The organism is Bacillus sp. S2(2024) (assembly GCF_050474045.1).
In the GTDB taxonomy this organism is placed as follows: domain Bacteria; phylum Bacillota; class Bacilli; order Bacillales; family Bacillaceae_G; genus Bacillus_A; species Bacillus_A yunxiaonensis.
On sequence record NZ_JBFLUS010000003.1, the window covers coordinates 32,353 to 50,425 of the forward strand.

The window sequence follows — 18,073 nt, forward strand, 5'->3', positions numbered from 1 at the left end:
TTTAATAGGGATAGGTGTTGTTCTATTTAAGGTGGCGTTAAAAATAGGGAAACTGTATGCAATTCATAATTGGATTGACAAGATGTTTTCTTAAATAGGGGTCACCTTACATACTCATCAACTTAAGAAATTGATTGTTCCCCAGAATGTAAAAAATGCACTAAATTCTCATAAATAACTGTTGTAGTGATATAAAATTTTCGTTTTGGGGATATTTCAAGATATTAGCTTGATGGACATGGGGCGGTACCCTAATATGCTTGGATTAAAATCATTGCAAACAGCTAAAAAAATGATTGCTGGAATAGAAGTTATGCATATAATCAAAAAAGGACAAACTCCCCAATGTGAGAAGTTTGTCCAAAAATAGATATATCTTAACCATGATTTCTTTGGTTGAACAACATAAAATTCAATTCCGCTAGGAATCTTTGCCCACTATTTTTGCACCAGAACCAACAATAGTGAATTAGAATAATGACTTAATACTTGCTAGGACAGTAAGTATACCTATAATAATGACAAATACATTGCTCGCTTTCCCTTTGTATTTAGCTAGTACTGGTACTTTATGGATCGCATACATTGGTAATAGACATAAGATAGCAGCAACTAACGGACCACTTAGGGCATCAATGATTCCAAGAATACTTGGATTTGCATAAGCAACATACCAGCATGTTAATACGACAAAAGTAAGGATCATTGTCTTAACTGTTTTTTCTCCCATATTTTTTCCGCGTTTTTTACCGACCTTGATAATCATGTCACGCATTACCTCATATGCTCCTATATAATGGCCAAGGAAGGACTTTGTTATAGCCATAAAAGCAATAAGAGGAGCTGCAATAGTGATTACAGGCGAATTAAGCTCATTAGCAAGATATGATAGAATTGATAAGTTCTCTTCTTTTGCCTTTATAAGATCAGCTGGAGTTAAACTCAATGTGCTGCTCCAAACAAAGAACATAACAACAGCGAATGTCATGATATAACAAGCTTTTTGTATTTGAGCACATTTGGCATCAGTAGCTTCTATTCCATAGGTAGCTCTCTGTTTCATAACAAATGATGAAATCATAGGCGAATGATTGAACGAGAATACTATGATTGGTAGTATCATCAATATCGTTCCAAAATATCCTGTGCCTGTTGAAGCATTAGAAACACTTGAAAAACTAAGCATTGACGTATTCCATTTTGGAATTAAAGATATTGCGATAAAAAGTAGAGAAGCTATGAAAGGATATACTAGCATGCTCATTATCTTTACAGTGATATCTTGACCAAAATTTAGTATAGCTATAAGACCGAGTACTAATACAAGCGATAAAATGGCCCTTGGAGGCTCCGCCATGTGCAATTGATTCACGATAAAACTACTTGCAGTATTTGTAAGTGCAACCGAGTACATCAGTACGATCGTATAAATTGAGACGAAATATACAATGTTAAAAGTTATACCTGCCTTATTTCCGAAATACTCTCTTATTGTACCTGTAATCCCCTCATCAGCAGAATTGGAAGCGTATATCATTTTAGCAAGCGCCCTATGTGAGTAATACATAACAGGAAATGCAAGTATGGTAATTAGCAGTAATGATAATAAACCACCTGAACCTGCATTAATTGGTAAAAAGAGTACTCCTGCTCCAATTGCTGTTCCAAAAAGACTCAATGCCCAGGTAGTATCCTGTTTATTCCACTTTTTAGGGTCTGGATATTTCTCATTTTTTACTGCAGTATTTTCAGCTTGAAATTCTATTTTTTTTGCAGTATTCCCATTCATATAATGATTCCTCCTTGTATCTTATTCTTACGTCTTTTTTTAAGGCTTAGGAATATTGGCTCAATCACATCAAAACAACTTTTGTATTTAACAACTAGGCCCCCATAATGTATTGTTTTTAACTGCAGTTGAATCTAAGTTATTAGAATGTCCAATTCAAAATATGTTCCGGCTTTTATTTTCTGCAATTCCATTTGTTCCAAAAATCAGAATATAAGATTCGGATGGTAACGCTTCCAGTTTTATGTTAAATAAAACTCCTTTTCTGATTACAAAAGGAAGCGTATCAGTATGTCCAATTTTAGAAGCTTAGAATTTTTGCACCAGAACCTGGTTTGATATTTTCTCTGCAGGTAATAGATTATCTCCTGACGCCCTCATTATAGCTTGCATATTTATGAGTTATAAGATTTTTTTATTTTTAGAAAGATTGAATAAACAGAATCTTGAATAGATAATAAATTACACCTGGCATATAGCAATTGTGCCCATTATTTGAATCTGTATTAGTTAGTAGAAAGAAAATAATAATACAGTTTTCCTTTGATTAACACATCGATTATATGGGAAGACTATTACAAAGATACTTCTACTTTCTTTTGTCGAAACATCTTATTTTAGACGGGAAAACTGTTATAATAAATGATTCATGCATATGTAAAGGAATAAATAAAAGAAATATAAAATCTATTTAGGATATTTATTATAAATATTGAATTTATATTCATTTTTCAGAAAAGAGGAACTTCTTTTTGTATAAATCTTGGACATACCGATATTATTACTTTACAAAAGGTGTGTGATTAGTATGGAAAAAGAACAGTTATTTAGGTTCTGGTGTAAAAAAGAGAATAAAATGCATATATCTCTAACAGAATTGTATCTTATACTATAAGGCCCAGTACCAGCGTTCTTGAAAAGTAGCAATTAAGTGTAGAAAGATAGTTCTATATAATGACCCTAAATAAGAAAATTGCCTCTTGTAAGGAAGATGTAATTTCATTAAAATTAGACTGAACGGTCGGTTTAGTGAGGTGCAATAATGAGAAAGAGTGCTGAAGAAATTAAAAGAGAAATTGCTTATAAAGCAGAAGAACTATTTTCAAAAACAGGGTATGCAGCAACATCTATGGAAGATATTTGTGAAGTTACTGAGCGGAGTAAGGGCAGTATTTACTATCACTTTAAAAGTAAAGAAGAATTGTTTTTATTTGTAGTGAAGCAGCATACATATGATTGGCTGGAAAAGTGGGCCGAAAAAGAAAAACAGTATCATACAAGTACGGAAAAGCTATATGGCCTTGCTGAATATTATGTGGAAGATGTCCAAAACCCAATTTCTAGCACAATTGAAGAATTTCTAACGAGTCAAGTTGTAAGGAAAGATATAATGGATGAAATGATAGCCTTAACTCGTGAATCGTATAGCATTTTCAAGAAGCTAGTTGAAGAAGGAATGGCATCAGGTGAATTTCGCCAAGACGATGTAAATGATCTCATGTACGTTGTGAACGGTCTGTTAGCTGGGCTTGGACCATTATATTATGAAATGAATGCAGGGGAAATGAAACGGATTTATAAAAAGGCAATTGATGTTTTATTACAGGGAATGGCAGCTGGATCGTAATGTCAGCAGCTTTTCTTTTGAAACAAATTAGACTGAACGGTCGGTTTAATAAAGGGGGAGATATTGATGAATGCTTTGTTAAAAAATCGAGTGTTTCTGCTTGTAATTGCTTCTGATATTTTACAACAATTTGCGATTTGGATCCGAAATATGGCGCTTTTGTTTTTTGTTATGGAGCAGACAAATAATGATCCTGTTGCTGTTTCTATATTGTCTGTTATGGAATATGCTCCTATATTCATCTTTTCATTTGTTGGAGGTGCCTTGGCTGATCGATGGAATCCAAAGCGAACAATGATTACAGGGGATATATTAAGTGCACTATCTATCGTTATGATTGTTTTCTTGTTAAATATTGGGTATTGGCAAGCGTTATTTGCTGCAACATTTGTATCAGCGGTCGTCAGCCAATTTTCACAGCCAGCAACTTCACGCGTTTTTAAACATCATGTTGAAGAGGAACATGTTAGTGCAGCCATTGCTATATCTCAAAGTTTACAAGCATTGTTCTTGATCTTTGGTCCAGTTGTAGGAACATTCGTATATACACAGCTCGGTTTATTTGCATCACTCTACAGCTTAATCATTATTTTTGCTTTATCAGCTCTTTGTCTTTCATTTCTGCCAGGGTGGATGAAAGATAAAGAGGTGAGGCAATCTTCATTATGGAATGATATAAAAGAAGGTTGGTTGTATGTGCTACGTTCGAATCCTTTACGAATGTTGGCGGCTACTTTTTCGATTATTGGTTTGGCATCAGGTTTAGTACAACCGCTTGAAATCTTTCTCGTTGTGGAGCGGTTAGGAATGGAGAAAGAAGCTGTTCAATATTTAACTGCAGCGGATGGCATTGGAATGTTAATTGGGGGCGGCGTGGCAGCTATGGTTGCTGCAAAAGTAAGGCAGAAGCACTTGCTTGTTTTTGGAATAATCATTTTAGCTGTTTCATTTGTTGTAGAAGGATTTTCGACTTCGTTTTGGATTACAGTATGCATGCGTTTTATAACAGGAATTTGTTTAGCTTGTGTCAATATCGTAGTCGGAACGTTTATGATTCAACTTGTAGATGAGAACATGATTGGTCGAGTAAATGGAACGGTATTACCGCTATTCATGAGCACGCTGTTAATCGGTGTTTCGCTAGGAGGAATATTGAAGGAGACAACTTCGCTCGTAATCGTATTTAGCATAGCGGCGGTATTAGGTTTAGCAGCTGTTTTACCGGTACTTCGAATGAAAATGACACAAACACAAGAAGGGTAAAAGATAAAAACGCTCTCCCCATTTATATGGGAGAGCGTTTGATTATAATGTCTCTGGTTTTTGAGAAGGTTCTGTTACAGAAGCAGAAGAGCTCTCTGGTACGCGTGTTAATAGAAATCCACCGATAATAAATAATATGATAATACTTAACACGCCAGCGTTTGTTTTACCGGTTAATTGTGTTGTGACACCGACGAGAACCGGCCCCATAATGGCTGCGAATTTACCAAATATGTTATAAAATCCAAAGAATTCGTTTGCAGATTCTTTCGGAATGAGCTTTGCAAAATAGGAGCGGCTTAACGCTTGAATACCGCCTTGTGAAGTAGCAACGAGCATCGCTAAAATCCAGAAATCCAGCGTTGTTTTTAGGAAATAAGCGTACGTGCAAATAATAATATAAATAATAATACCAACATATAGCATTTTCTTGCCGGTAAATGTTTCAGACAACTTACCATATAATAATGCAAATGGGCAGGCGACGATTTGTGTAGCAAATAAAATAATTAATAAATTTGTTGCACTAATCCCAAGGTCTGTTCCATATGCTGTTGACATTGTAATGATTGTGTCGACTCCATCAATGTAGAAGAAATAGGCAAGGAGAAAGAAAAAAACTGTTCGGTATTGACGGATATTTTTAAATGTATAAGCAAGGCGTTTAAAGCTTGTCACAACAGGATTTGGATCACGTTCGATATAATAGCGTTGTTCCACATTTTTTAACATAGGAATTGTAAAGAGTCCCCACCAAAGCGCTGTAATTGCGAATGAAATTTGGCTTGCCACGCCGACTGATAATGGGATGATACTTTTTTGGGAAAGAATAATAAGAGCCATGCAGCCGATAAATGGAATTGTACTTCCGATATAGCCAAGGGCAAAGCCGCGTGTTGAAACACGGTTCATTCGGTCCTCTGTCGTCACATCTATTAAAAAAGCATCGTAAAAAATATTTGATCCTGCAAATCCAATTAAAGCGAGCATATAGCAGCAAAGTAAGAGAATCCACTGCGAAGTTGGCACTACTGCCAACATACCTGTAAAAATAATGCCTAACAGGAAAAAGAATGTGAAGAAACGTTTCTTAAATCCTTTATAATCAGCAATCGTACCAAGAATAGGAGCGAGTATAGACACTAGAAGTGTCGCAAAGGAATTTGCATACCCCCAATATGCAGTTGATGTTGTACCTGCAAGTCCAATTTCCTTAGCGGCTGCTTTAAAGTAGATTGGAAATACAGCAGTTGTAATAACGAGTGAATACACTGAGTTTGCCCAGTCATATAATATCCAGCTTTTTTCCTGCCTGGACATTTTTTTCATATATGTTCCTCCCTCAACTAATCTAATGTTATTGTACAAAAAGGCGTTTATAAAAAAGAGAAACGAACTAAATGTTTATATATTTTTTACATAAATTTACAATTTTAATAACTCTTCTATAACAATTCCATCTGTTTCACCAAGATGTAACCCAAGCAATCTTGCAATTGTAGGACCTTCATCAATAAGTCGCATGTGCGGAATAATGGCGCCTTGACGAATTCCTTTACCGGCTGCCACGAAAATAGTTTCGTAATTTGGTTTTGATGGAGAATAGCCATGGGTACCAAACGTATATTTTTTATTAGAGGTTACATCTTCTCTTGTAATCTCTCTTATAAGGTTTCCAGTATGATTTTCTAAAAAATAATACCCTTCTCGAGCTTCAAGCATAAAGAGGCAATTCCCATCAGCTCCGCAATCTTTTGCTTCTTCATCGGTTAATAGAAATTCTATGCCGTTTTGCCTATCTTGCATAATTTCTTGCAGTAAACGGTGTAAACTTCCAATTGTTTCTGTATCATTTTTATCTTTTACGTATACATATGCTGAACCGTCACAGCTTTGACAATAAGCTTTCCAGTTTGTTACTTCCCCTTTTTTATTCACAGTAAGGAACCCTTTTTCACGCAATAGGACATTTAATTGAATGGCCTTATGTTCATCTAATGCGCTATGATCCCCAAGTGCAATGATGGCTGTTTCTTCGTACATACCGCTTTCTTTTAACGCTTCAACAATTGCACCTAGACGTTTGTCGTGGCGATGAATCGCTGCTACTGTTTCCTCAGAAGAAAATCCATGGTAATGGCGCTGTGTATCTAAATCAGTAAAATGAACAAACATAAGATTTGGTTTTTTCGTTTGAATTGTGTGTACTGCAGAAGCGAGGACAAAATCATCTAGCTCCGGTTGTGACAAACCATTCCGGATATGACCAAAACGTTGATTTAACTCTAGTTGATACAATGGACTCCCGCTGAATAATGAGACGAGTACTTGATTTTGCCATGGCCGATTTGGGAAAATTTCTGGCATGTTGTAATCAATTTTTGCTTTTCCTGTGACAGGCCATAGAAGTGCAGCTGTTTTTAAGTTTGCTTTTCGCGCTTCATCATAAAGGGTCGTTCCTTTAATAGAACGGCGGTACCAGTGCCAGTCGGGTGATTCTTTACCGGGTTGCAGCAGTGTATTGTTTACAACACCATGTTTTGCAGGATAATTTCCTGTCACAATCGTTGCATGACTTGGATATGTAACGGATGGATAAATACTTTCAACTTTTTCAGCGTATGCACCACGTTTTAGTAAAGAACGGAAGTGAGGAAGGTTTTGTAATATAGGAAAATCTAAAGCCGATAAACAATCAAAAGATAAAACAATAACATGTTTTGGTAGGGACTTGTTCATAGAAAATACCTCCGAAAGTTCTAAAACCTATTTTTATATATTACTATTAATACTTGATTATAAATACTCCCGTTTAGAAGAAAGTATTTTTAAAATTTTTTGATCAATTAACATATAATGTATTTATGGGAGGGAAGATAATGGGAATTTTTTTAATGAGTAGTATTGTTACGACAGTTGTTGTTTTTTTCATTTCATTCATGTTACGAAAAAGCTTTCCAAATCGTTCGTTTGACTTTACCTTTGGACTTATTGTGATTATAATTTGTTTCGTTTGTTTTTTATTCACATTGTTTTTCATTGGTGGATGGGAAGGTATGGCATATGGTTTCCTATGTTTTTTTATTCTGATTGGAACAATTATTGGGATGTTAATTCATCAGATCGTGAAATTTTTTCGAGATAGATATATATAATGCAAGTATAAAACAAAACAAAATGAAAAGAATATATAAGAATCAGAAAATTAACTATTGCTTTACAACAAAGTGTGTATTATGATAATCAACAAATTTATATCGTTATGACGATGATAAAGGATTAGTACATGTTCAATCTTTTTGCAGAGAGAGAATCCAGTGGCTGAGAGATTCTTAAAAGACAATATGGAACCTGCCTTTGAGTTCTGCATATGCAGCGGGATATTCCCGTTATCAAACAAGAGAGCATATACATGTTGTATATGAATCAGGGTGGTAACGCCGACAAAAGCTCGGTCCCTATTATAGGGACACGGGCTTTTTTTATTTTTTTGAAGGAGGAAAAGTAGATGGGAAAAGAACAAGTACAAGCCATTACAAAAATGGAAGAAGATTTCGCACAGTGGTATACCGATATCGTAAAAAAAGCTGAGCTTATTGATTATTCAAGTGTAAAAGGATGTATGATTTTACGTCCGCATGGATATGCCCTTTGGGAAAACATTCAAAAAGTAATGGATGAAAAGCTAAAAGAAACAGGGCATGAAAATGTGTATATGCCAATGTTTATTCCAGAAAGTTTACTTCAAAAAGAGAAAGATCATGTGGAAGGTTTTGCACCAGAAGTAGCGTGGGTTACACATGGAGGAAGTGAAGAATTAGCAGAGCGTCTTTGTGTTCGTCCAACATCAGAAACGTTATTCTGTGAGCACTTCTCGAAAATTGTTCAGTCGTATAATGATTTACCAAAGTTGTATAACCAATGGTGTTCCGTTGTACGTTGGGAAAAAACAACGCGTCCATTCTTACGCACAACTGAATTTTTATGGCAAGAAGGTCATACAATTCACGAAACAGCGGAAGAATCACAGCAAGAAACGCTTAATATTTTAAATATATATGCGTCGTTTTGTGAAGAGTATTTAGCTATTCCAGTTATAAAAGGTCAGAAAACAGAGAAGGAAAAGTTTGCAGGAGCTAAAGCAACTTATACAATCGAAAGTTTAATGCATGATGGTAAGGCACTGCAAACAGGTACATCACATAATTTTGGTACTAACTTTACAGAAGCATTCGATATTAAGTTTTTAGATCGAAATGGGAAATGGCAGTATGCACATCAAACATCTTGGGGTGTATCAACGAGAATGATCGGCGGTCTTATTATGGTACACAGCGATAATAACGGACTTGTATTACCACCAAAGATTGCGCCAACACAAGTGATGATTGTACCAATTGCCCAGCATAAAGAAGGCGTGTTAGAAAAGGCAGCTGAGCTTCAGACTCGTATTCAAAAAGTTGCGCGTGTGAAAATGGATGCAAGCAACAAAACACCAGGCTGGAAGTTTAATGAATATGAGATGAAGGGAGTACCAATTCGCTTAGAAGTAGGACCGAAAGATATTGAAAAAAATCAAGTTGTTCTTGTGCGTCGTGATACAAAAGAGAAAGAATTTGTATCTATAAACGAATTAGAAGAACGTATTACAACATTACTTGATGATATTCAGCAGTCTTTATTTGAAAAAGCAAAAGCACTGCGTGAAGAAAAAACATATACAGCTACTACTTTTGAAGAAATGAAACGAGTTGCAGCAGAAAAGCAAGGGTTTATTAAAGCAATGTGGTGCGGAAGTCTTGCTTGTGAAGAAAAGTTGAAAGAAGAAGCAGGCGTTACATCACGTTGTATGCCATTTGAACAAGAGGAATTAGCTAAACAATGTGTATGCTGTGAGAAAGATGCGAAGCATATGGTGTATTGGGGCAAAGCGTATTAAGTAGTTCAAATGATTTATTTTAATTTAAAAGAAAAAAGAGTGAAATCCAAGCACAAAAGGATTTCACTCTTTTTAAATTTTTATAAGGTATATAGCTGCTACCATGGCTTTGTTAATCAACATTTTGAGCTGTTAGAAAATTAGGTTTGTATAATAAATGAGAAGGATAACTCTTTTATCCCACCTGCAGCATTGGCCCCGCCTTCGCCATATGCTTTGATAGCCACCGGTGCTATCCTACCTATAATCAATATAATAGAAAGCGCTTACAATGTAAAAGTTTAAATAAAAAATTGTGTATAGATTGTTCAATAAATTCCTGCTTCTTACATCAGTACGATGAAATCAAATATAGGTTTTCGTATAATTGAAAAATTATTCTTTTTCTCAATCTATGAAAAATGCTACAATATAAAGCAGGAATACAATATTTTCCTAAGTGGAAAGTAATTTGTAGAAAGGAAGAGACTTCATGCCTATCATTTTAGAAAAAGGACAGAAGATCGACTTAACGAAAGGAAAACCTGGTTTAACAAAGTTACAAGTTGGCTTGGGCTGGGATCCGATTGAAAAATCAGGTGGTTTTTTATCTTCATTGTTTGGGAGTAAGCCGAATATTGACTGTGATGCATCTGTAATTATGCTTGAAAATGATCGTTTTTTACATAAAAATGACCTTATTTACTTTGGAAATAAATTATCTTCTTGCGGAAGTATTATTCATTCAGGTGATAATTTAACGGGTGAAGGAGCAGGCGATGATGAAACTATCTTTGTGGAATTACAAAAAATTCCATCTAGAGTGAATCGCTTAATATTTGTTGTAAATATTTATGATTGTGTGAACCGTCGTCAAGATTTTGGAATGATTCGCAATGCGTATATTCGTATTCAAAATCCGCAAACTCATGAAGAGTTAGCACGTTATAATTTAACGGATAATTATGGTGGAAAGACAACTTTAATTGCCGGTGAAATGTATCGTCATAACGGTGAATGGAAATTCTCTGCAATCGGAGAAGGAACGCAAGATAAAAACTTAAGCGAAATTGTAACGCGTTATCAATAATTTTTAAGGAGGCGCTTTATATGGCAGTTATTTCATTACAAAAAGGACAAAAAGTAGATTTAACGAAAACAAACCCAGGTCTTTCAAAAGTAATTGTTGGTCTTGGCTGGGATACAAATAAATATGATGGACAAGCTGATTTTGATTTAGATGTAAGTATTTTCTTAGTTGGTGCAAACGGTAAAGTTGGCGGAGGAGAAGATTTTGTTTTCTATAACAATCCAACTGGAGCAAGTGGTTCTGTACAGCATTTAGGTGATAATCGTACAGGAGAAGGCGAAGGGGACGATGAAACAATCAAAGTTGATTTGAAAAATGTTCCTGCGCATATTGAACGTATTTGTTTTACAATTACAATTTATGATGGAGAAGGTCGTCGTCAAAACTTTGGACAAGTATCTAACTCTTTCGTTCGCATTTTAGATGAAGAGAAAAACATAGAGCTGATTCGTTATGATTTAGGTGAAGATTTCTCGATTGAAACAGCGGTTGTAGTAGGTGAATTATATCGCCATAACAACGATTGGAAATTTAATGCGATTGGCAGTGGTTTCCAAGGCGGGTTAGCAGCTTTATGTAAAAACTTTGGTTTAGATGTAGAGTAAAGAATCTATGTAAATAGAGGTGGATGGATATGGTTATTCAGTTACAAAAAGGACAAAAAATTGATTTAGGTAAGACAAGCCCAGGCCTTACAAAAGCAATTATTGGTCTTGGCTGGGATATTAAACAATATGACGGCGGAGCTGATTACGATTTAGATGCATCTGCGTTCTTATTAAATCAAGAGGGTAAGTGTACGAAAGAAACAGATTTTATCTTTTATAACAATTTACAATCTCCTTGTGGTTCTGTGACACATACAGGTGATAACCGAACTGGAGAAGGTGAAGGCGATGATGAACAATTAGTTGTTGATCTAAATAAAGTACCAGCGGATGTACATCGTATTGCTATTACAGTTACGATTTATGATGCAGAGGGGCGCCGCCAAAACTTTGGACAAGTTGCCAATGCATTTGTTCGTTTAACTAACGAAGAAACAAATGAAGAAGTGCTTCGCTATGATTTAGGGGAAGATTTCTCCATCGAAACAGCAGTTGTCTTTTGTGAATTATACCGTCATAATGGACAGTGGAAGTTTAATGCTGTCGGAAGCGGCTTCCAAGGTGGATTAGGTGCGCTTGTAAGAGCGTACGGCTTGGATGCGTAAGAAGGAAGCGAATTTCGTTTCCTTCTTTTCCGCTTTTTAGAAATTTAAAACAGAATAGGAGTCAACAACAATATGGAGATTTTACATGGAATCCTTAATACGTATGCCCAATTCTTTGATCTAGATATGTGGGTAAAAGTATTAACAGATCCAGTATCTTGGGGATTAATTGGTACGCTTGTTGTTTTGGAAGGATTGCTATCTGCTGATAACGCACTTGTATTAGCTGTTATGGTAAAACATCTTCCAGAAGAAAAGCGTAAAAAAGCATTATTTTATGGACTTATTGGTGCTTATGCATTCCGTTTTATTGCCATCGGAATTGGTATGTACTTAATTAAATTATGGTGGGTAAAAGTGTTTGGTGCTCTTTACCTTGCATGGCTTTCTTTGAAACACTTCATTGATAAATCTAAAGGAAATGAAGAAGACGAAGAAGCTCATGGTATGAAGAAAGATAGTGTGCTATTTAGAATGTTTGGCATGTTCTGGGGAACGGTTGTAATGGTCGAACTAATGGATATCGCGTTCTCTGTAGATAGCGTTCTTGCGGCATTTGGTGTTTCAAATGAAGTATGGATTCTGCTTCTTGGCGGAATGCTTGGAATTTTAATGATGCGTGGTATTGCAGGTGTATTTTTAAGATTACTAGAACGTGTTCCAGAGCTTGAAACGACAGCGTATATATTAATTGCAATTATTGCTGTAAAAATGTTCCTTTCTGTATTTCATATTGAAATGCCGCATTGGATGTTCTTTATGATTTTAGTTATTGCATTTGGTGCTACATTTATTTTACATTATATGAAAACATCTCGCCAAACTCGTGAAGAGGTGGCAGCTTCTAAGAAAGAAGATTAATAGGTTAATAGACTAAATGGGTTTGCTCGTCATACGAGCGCCCATTTTTTATAAATGTTTCGTTTGGAGGTGAATTAGTGTGTTTTCACGTTTTACACTTCATCCACATGTATTAAACGTGGAAGAAGAATTGAAGCAATTTGGAGTAGAGTTAGCAAAGCGTCCGCATTATGAACTTACAGAGAATGAGTTGCATTTTAGTTATGTCGGATGCCGCATTCTTGGTGTACCGAATGATGTGAATGAATACTATAACCGGTTATTTGATTACGGTCAAAATGAGAATATCACTGTACTTCATGAACAAAATTTAAATAAAGTTATTCCTTCAGAGAAGCTTCGTGATATTCAAGAAGTTTTTTCATTACATCAACAAGCACCAAGCGGTTTAACTGTAAATCGACTTGTTGCTCATTTATCAGGAAAACGTTTGTTGCCTGAAGTTGATCATCCAGACATACAACACTACATACACACAACTTTTATTTCAATTTTAAAGCTGTACGAAAAACAGCATAATCAATCGTTAAAAACAGAAGGTTTCCGCCGTTTTTTAATTGATATGATTAAGTTAAGTGAAAATTATGTTTCAAAATGGTTTTCACAAAAGGATTACAAAGTACAAATGCCCCAAATTATATGGTATGGTGATGCGTCGGAAAGCCAAACTTACTTTTTATACTTTCTTATTATGCTCGGGTGTGACGTATTGTATTATCATCCAGAAGGAAAAGATGGATTTGAAAAAATCGATGAAGAGAATCGGACATTTGTAATCTCACATCCAAGTCGAATTTCATTAGAACCATTTCCAGATAAAAAACGGGAGCGCGTTGCAACGGTTGCATATCAAGCATCGAAAGAAATTGAGCAAGTGCTTCATCATGATAATTCGCTCTTATATAAACCGTGGCAATTCAGGTCATATACGCCAGTTGCGCGTACATTAAAGACAACATATGATGAACTCTTTATCATCACGAAAGAGAAGGCATTTATAAGACCAACATTCTTTGTAGAAAAGCAACATATTTATATTCCATCGTTATTTGCAAAGGTGTCTGGTGTTTCTAAAAATGGGAAAGAGTATTTTCAAAGATTAAAAGTGTTAACATCGTATGAGAACAGTATGTTAGTAAATCAATTTCCGTTTACGAAAGAGCAGAAAGCTAATTTTCAATTTCATTATCGCGATGCATTAGATCGTTCTGGAAAGCTTAATGCACAGAGAATCATTCAAAGTCATTGGTGGCCGCACAAACGCTTACCGGAGGGCTTACAATACGGCATTGCAGAAGCGATTATTCATACATGTGAGAGTCAGCTTTACAAAAGAATGGGAATAGAAACAGAACAAGATGCAGCTTTATATGTGTTTGCGCAGCTTTCACAAATTCCACCGAATATACTTGAACAGCTTGAGAAATTCGATTATTCCCAAGAGGTTCCGAAGATAGTTATATTTAACAATGAAAAAAGTGGAGAACTTACGCGTTCTGATGCGATATTGATGCTCTTTTTAAATCACATTGGTGTCGATGTTTTACATTTTAATCCGACAGGACGTAATGATATTGAGCAGTACATTGAAGCGGAAGCATTTGATTCACATTGGTTAGAAGAAGTGAGCTTTGATGTAGAGTTTCACGGTCCATCGTCCTATAAAAATTTATCAAATACTTTAAAAGGGATATTTCGTCCATTTTTATAAAGGAAGGAAGATACATATATGAATCCGATTGTACTAGACCCAACAACAACAGAATTGACTGAACAAACATCGCAAGATATTCGCCTGCAGTTAAGACAAGACCCTGAAGTGCAGCGCATCTATAATGCGGTGGATATAAAAGATCAATTGGAATTAATCGAGCTAGGAAAAGAGCCATCTGTAGAGATTTCCCGATTTGCTGATCAAATTTTACATACGATGACATTATCTAAAGTAGAAGATTCCGGTGAGTTATTAAAACAGCTTGGGAAAATTATGGACAAGTTTGACAGTAAAGATTTCGTTGAAGACAAAGGCGGTTTTTTCTCTCGTTTATTTAAAAAAGGAAATCAAATGATTGAACAAATCTTTAATAAGTATCAAACGATGGGACGCGAAATGGATAAAGTATACGTGGAAATCACGAAATACCAAGATGAAATGAAGCGTTCAATCGGTACGTTAGATGGTTTGTATGAGCAAAACTTAAAATATTATTTAGATTTAGAGAAATACGTTGTTGCGGGTGAAATGCTACTTGAGCGTCTGCAAACAGAATTAGTTCCGATGTATGAAGAGCGTGTTCGTAACAATGATCAACTTGCAGGAATCGAGCTGGAATCATTAAAAAACTCTGTAGAAATTTTAGAGCAGCGTATTGACGATTTAGAAAAAGCGCGTATGGTTGCATTACTAACAGCGCCTCAAATTCGAATGATTCAACGTGGTAACAACAAGTTAATAGGGAAAATTAATACAGCGTTTATTACGACAATTCCTATTTTTAAAAATGGTATTATTCAAGCCGTAAATGCAAAACGTCAAAAGCTTGTTGCGGATTCAATGGCAGAACTTGACCGTCGTACAAACGAGTTATTGAAGAGAAATGCACAAAATATCGCGACGCAAAGTGTAGAAGTAGCAAAATTGGCGGGTTCTTCAAGTATTAAGATGGAAACTCTTGAAGAGACTTGGAATATTATTTCTAAAGGTGTTCAAGAAACAAAACAAATTGAAGAACAAAACAAACGTGAGCGTGAAGAAAGCCGTAAGCGCATGGCAGAATTAACGGATAGAATTAAAAAGGAAATGCAGGGATAATTAAAAAATAAAAAGGCAATGAGGATGCTCCTCGTTGCCTTTTTATTTTTTAATTAATGAACCTAATTCTTCTGTAATAGCTTGCATTTCACTAATGCTAAATGTTTCGCGCTTCATAACGTGTTCATAAATGTCACGCAAATCTTCATACATATCTTCATTGAAGTTTGAAGCTCTCATTGCTCCAGCGTTTACCATGCGTAATTTTTCTTTAATTGCTTCTACCATATATTCAACGTTTTCTTGCGTTTTTACGGATAAATCCACGGAAGTACCCCCCTTTAAAGTAACATAGACTTATCTTAACATTTTTTATCATTTTCGTTAACGGAAGTTTGAAATCATATTAAATTAGCGCTTATTTCCTTTATAAGTAATTGTTGATTGTTTATACTAAATATAACAAATGCATCATGAAGGGAAGAAACAAATATGGTTCGAGTTTTATTTGTTTGTCTAGGAAACATTTGTCGTTCTCCGATGGCAGAAGCAATTTTTCGTGAGCTTGTAAAAAAAGAAGAATTAGAACAAGCGATTACTGTTGATTCGGCTGGAACTGGAGATTGGCATATCGGGCATCCGCCTCATCACGGCACACAAAAAATTTTAACAGAAAATGAAGTATCTTTTGAAGGAATTAAAGCACGTCAAGTAGAAAAAGAAGACTTAACAAAGTTTGATTACATAATTGCAATGGACAATAAAAACTTAGACGATTTAAAGGCTTTAGGAAAAGCAGGCGGCTATATTGGCAGACTATCCGATTTTGTTCCAGACGGTGGCTGGACAGATGTTCCGGATCCATATTTTACAGGGAACTTTCAAGAAGTATATGACCTTGTAACAGAAGGATGTGCAAAATTGCTAGCGTTCATTCGAAATGAGCAAGGAATATAAGGATGTTAGTTCAGAAAGTATAATGTGAAACTTCCATTAGTGAGCATTGCTACTTATGGTTAGTTAAACCAATCGAGCTCTTATGGGGAGATACCTCAAGGCTATCACCTTTAAGGTTTCATTGTCCGTTTGAGCGAGATAACTTTCTAACAAAATAGATGAAAGGGTGAAGGAATATGGCAAAGAAGGGAAATATTGTACGCAATATTGCAATCGGTGTGGCAGCAGGTGTGGCGGTTTCTATGTTAAAGAAAGAAAATCGTGAAAAAGTGAAGTATACAGCAGGAAAAGCGAAAACAAAAATGATTGAAATTGGTGAAAATGCAAAGCTAAAAGAAAAGATGCAAACAGTTACAGATAAAGGGCGCGAAATTGCTGATTTTAATGTTGTAAAAGCAAAAGTGGCAGAAATTAAAAAGTTAACGCCAGCTGTTGTTGAAACATTAAAAGAGACGAAAGATATTTTTAACAAGAAGAAGAATAATGTGAAAGAACAACCAGAAACAATTGAAATTCAAGCGGTTGTACCGACAGAAGAGTTAAAGACGGAAGAAGAACTGATTGTAGCAGAAGATAGCGACAAAAAGGAATCTATTGTAGAAGAGAAGAAATCAGAAGCGTTTATTGAGCTAAAACAAAATCAAGAAGAAAAGAAAAGCGTTTAAAAAAGATGAAAACATTTTTACAAAAAGCAAGAACTCATCATGTTTTCACATTTGGGAAAGATTTATATGATCGAACAATGCGAGATGATGTGGCAGGCTTAGCAGCGCAGCTTGCCTATTTCTTCTTGCTTTCTCTTTTTCCAGCACTTGTTTTTTTAATAACGCTTCTTGGATATATCCCAATTGAGACGGAAGATGTATTATCCTTCTTACAGAATTATGCTCCTGAAGATGTATTGAGTTTAATTGAAACAAATGTAGATAAAATAGTGAGTGAACAAAATGGTGGGTTATTATCGTTTGGTTTACTTGCAATGTTATATTTTGCTTCGAATGGCGTAAATGCTGTGATGAAGGCATTTAACCGTGCCTATGATATTACTGAAACACGTTCATTTATTACAACAAGAGCATTGTCAGTTGTATTAACATTAGCAACGATTTTTATGATTGTCTTTGCTTTAATTTTACCTGTATTTGGACAAATAATTGGATCAGCGATTTTTAAAGTTCTAGGTTTATCTCATGAATTTTCGTTTGTTTGGAGTATTGTTCGATTATTATTAAGTTTTCTCGTATTATTTGGTTTATTTTGCTTTTTGTATAAATTTGCCCCAAATCGTCATGTAAAGAGAAGAGAAGTAATGACAGGAGCATTATTTGCTACAATTGGGTGGATTGTGGCATCGTATTCATTTGCATTCTACGTCGATAACTTTGCAAATTATTCGAATACATATGGTAGCCTCGGTGCTATTATTATTTTAATATTATGGTTTTACTTAACTGGCTGGGTGATTTTGCTTGGTGGAGAAATTAACGCACTTTTGAATTATTATCGAACGAGTGACAATAATTCCCGTAATCAAAAGTAACCTTCTGTTTCATACTAAGAGGGAATAGGGGGGATTATTCATGGGTCAAAATAAGACTGGTAA

At 35.4% G+C, this 18,073-nt stretch carries 17 protein-coding genes, 1 pseudogene and 1 other annotated feature; of the genes and pseudogenes, 14 read left to right on the plus strand and 4 right to left on the minus strand.

Translation table 11 applies throughout. The features are described from left to right. Positions 1–244 precede the first annotated feature (244 nt). A pseudogene (locus AB1284_RS00330) lies at positions 245–370 on the plus strand (IS6 family transposase); the annotation flags it as partial. Between the two features lie 99 nt (positions 371–469). On the opposite strand, the gene AB1284_RS00335 reads toward AB1284_RS00330, so the two are convergent. After that, complete coding sequence (locus tag AB1284_RS00335) at positions 470–1,789, minus strand: amino acid permease (protein ID WP_429752552.1); 1,320 nt, start codon at positions 1,787–1,789, stop codon at positions 470–472. A 1,042-nt stretch (positions 1,790–2,831) separates the two neighbouring features. Here AB1284_RS00335 and AB1284_RS00340 point away from each other — a divergent pair. Then, the gene (locus AB1284_RS00340) at positions 2,832–3,416 is read left to right on the plus strand and encodes a TetR family transcriptional regulator C-terminal domain-containing protein (RefSeq protein ID WP_429752550.1); all 585 of its coding nucleotides are present in this window, start codon (positions 2,832–2,834) and stop codon (positions 3,414–3,416) included. A gap of 66 nt (positions 3,417–3,482) precedes the next feature. Further along, positions 3,483–4,679 (plus strand): MFS transporter, encoded by a 1,197-nt coding sequence (locus AB1284_RS00345; RefSeq protein WP_429752548.1) that lies wholly within the window; start codon positions 3,483–3,485, stop codon positions 4,677–4,679. Positions 4,680–4,721: 42 nt separating this feature from the next. On the opposite strand, the gene AB1284_RS00350 is transcribed toward AB1284_RS00345, so the two are convergent. Next, on the minus strand, positions 4,722–6,008 hold the full coding sequence (locus AB1284_RS00350) for an MFS transporter (RefSeq protein WP_429752547.1): 1,287 nt from the start codon (positions 6,006–6,008) through the stop codon (positions 4,722–4,724). 96 nt (positions 6,009–6,104) lie between these two features. After that, positions 6,105–7,418 (minus strand): alkaline phosphatase family protein, encoded by a 1,314-nt coding sequence (locus AB1284_RS00355; RefSeq protein ID WP_429752545.1) that lies wholly within the window; start codon positions 7,416–7,418, stop codon positions 6,105–6,107. Positions 7,419–7,558: 140 nt separating this feature from the next. Between AB1284_RS00355 and AB1284_RS00360 the strand changes: the two genes are divergently transcribed. From AB1284_RS00360 to AB1284_RS00395, 8 genes are all read left to right on the plus strand, one after another. After that, positions 7,559–7,834: a YesK-like family protein gene (locus tag AB1284_RS00360; protein ID WP_429752543.1), complete on the plus strand. Its 276-nt coding sequence runs from the start codon at positions 7,559–7,561 to the stop codon at positions 7,832–7,834. A gap of 104 nt (positions 7,835–7,938) precedes the next feature. After that, positions 7,939–8,142 (plus strand) — a binding site (T-box leader). 45 nt (positions 8,143–8,187) lie between these two features. Continuing rightward, a complete protein-coding gene (gene proS / locus AB1284_RS00365) occupies positions 8,188–9,618 on the plus strand; it encodes a proline--tRNA ligase (protein ID WP_429752541.1) in 1,431 nt (476 codons plus the stop codon). A gap of 472 nt (positions 9,619–10,090) precedes the next feature. Continuing rightward, positions 10,091–10,687, plus strand: a complete 597-nt coding sequence (locus tag AB1284_RS00370) for a TerD family protein (protein WP_429752539.1) — start codon at positions 10,091–10,093, stop codon at positions 10,685–10,687. 20 nt (positions 10,688–10,707) lie between these two features. Further along, positions 10,708–11,292, plus strand: a complete 585-nt coding sequence (locus tag AB1284_RS00375) for a TerD family protein (RefSeq protein WP_429752537.1) — start codon at positions 10,708–10,710, stop codon at positions 11,290–11,292. A gap of 29 nt (positions 11,293–11,321) precedes the next feature. Further along, positions 11,322–11,900: a TerD family protein gene (locus AB1284_RS00380; RefSeq protein ID WP_429752535.1), complete on the plus strand. Its 579-nt coding sequence runs from the start codon at positions 11,322–11,324 to the stop codon at positions 11,898–11,900. Positions 11,901–11,972: 72 nt separating this feature from the next. Then, the gene (locus AB1284_RS00385; protein ID WP_336483812.1) at positions 11,973–12,761 is read left to right on the plus strand and encodes a TerC family protein; all 789 of its coding nucleotides are present in this window, start codon (positions 11,973–11,975) and stop codon (positions 12,759–12,761) included. A gap of 79 nt (positions 12,762–12,840) precedes the next feature. Continuing rightward, on the plus strand, positions 12,841–14,472 hold the full coding sequence (locus tag AB1284_RS00390; RefSeq protein WP_429752533.1) for a YceG family protein: 1,632 nt from the start codon (positions 12,841–12,843) through the stop codon (positions 14,470–14,472). Positions 14,473–14,490: 18 nt separating this feature from the next. After that, the gene (locus AB1284_RS00395) at positions 14,491–15,573 is read left to right on the plus strand and encodes a toxic anion resistance protein (RefSeq protein WP_429752531.1); all 1,083 of its coding nucleotides are present in this window, start codon (positions 14,491–14,493) and stop codon (positions 15,571–15,573) included. Between the two features lie 42 nt (positions 15,574–15,615). Here the strand turns inward: AB1284_RS00395 and AB1284_RS00400 are convergent, their stop codons facing one another. Next, positions 15,616–15,840, minus strand: coding sequence for a DUF1128 domain-containing protein (locus AB1284_RS00400; protein WP_098311126.1), 225 nt, complete (start codon positions 15,838–15,840; stop codon positions 15,616–15,618). Positions 15,841–16,005: 165 nt separating this feature from the next. On the opposite strand from AB1284_RS00400, the gene AB1284_RS00405 reads away from it, so the two are divergent. From AB1284_RS00405 to AB1284_RS00415, 3 genes are all read left to right on the plus strand, one after another. Next, positions 16,006–16,470, plus strand: a complete 465-nt coding sequence (locus tag AB1284_RS00405; protein WP_336483808.1) for a low molecular weight protein-tyrosine-phosphatase — start codon at positions 16,006–16,008, stop codon at positions 16,468–16,470. Positions 16,471–16,646: 176 nt separating this feature from the next. Next, on the plus strand, positions 16,647–17,135 hold the full coding sequence (locus AB1284_RS00410) for a DUF4075 domain-containing protein (protein ID WP_429752529.1): 489 nt from the start codon (positions 16,647–16,649) through the stop codon (positions 17,133–17,135). 5 nt (positions 17,136–17,140) lie between these two features. Then, entirely contained in the window at positions 17,141–18,010 is an 870-nt protein-coding gene (locus tag AB1284_RS00415; protein ID WP_429752527.1) for a YihY/virulence factor BrkB family protein, read from the plus strand. Positions 18,011–18,073: the final 63 nt, after the last annotated feature.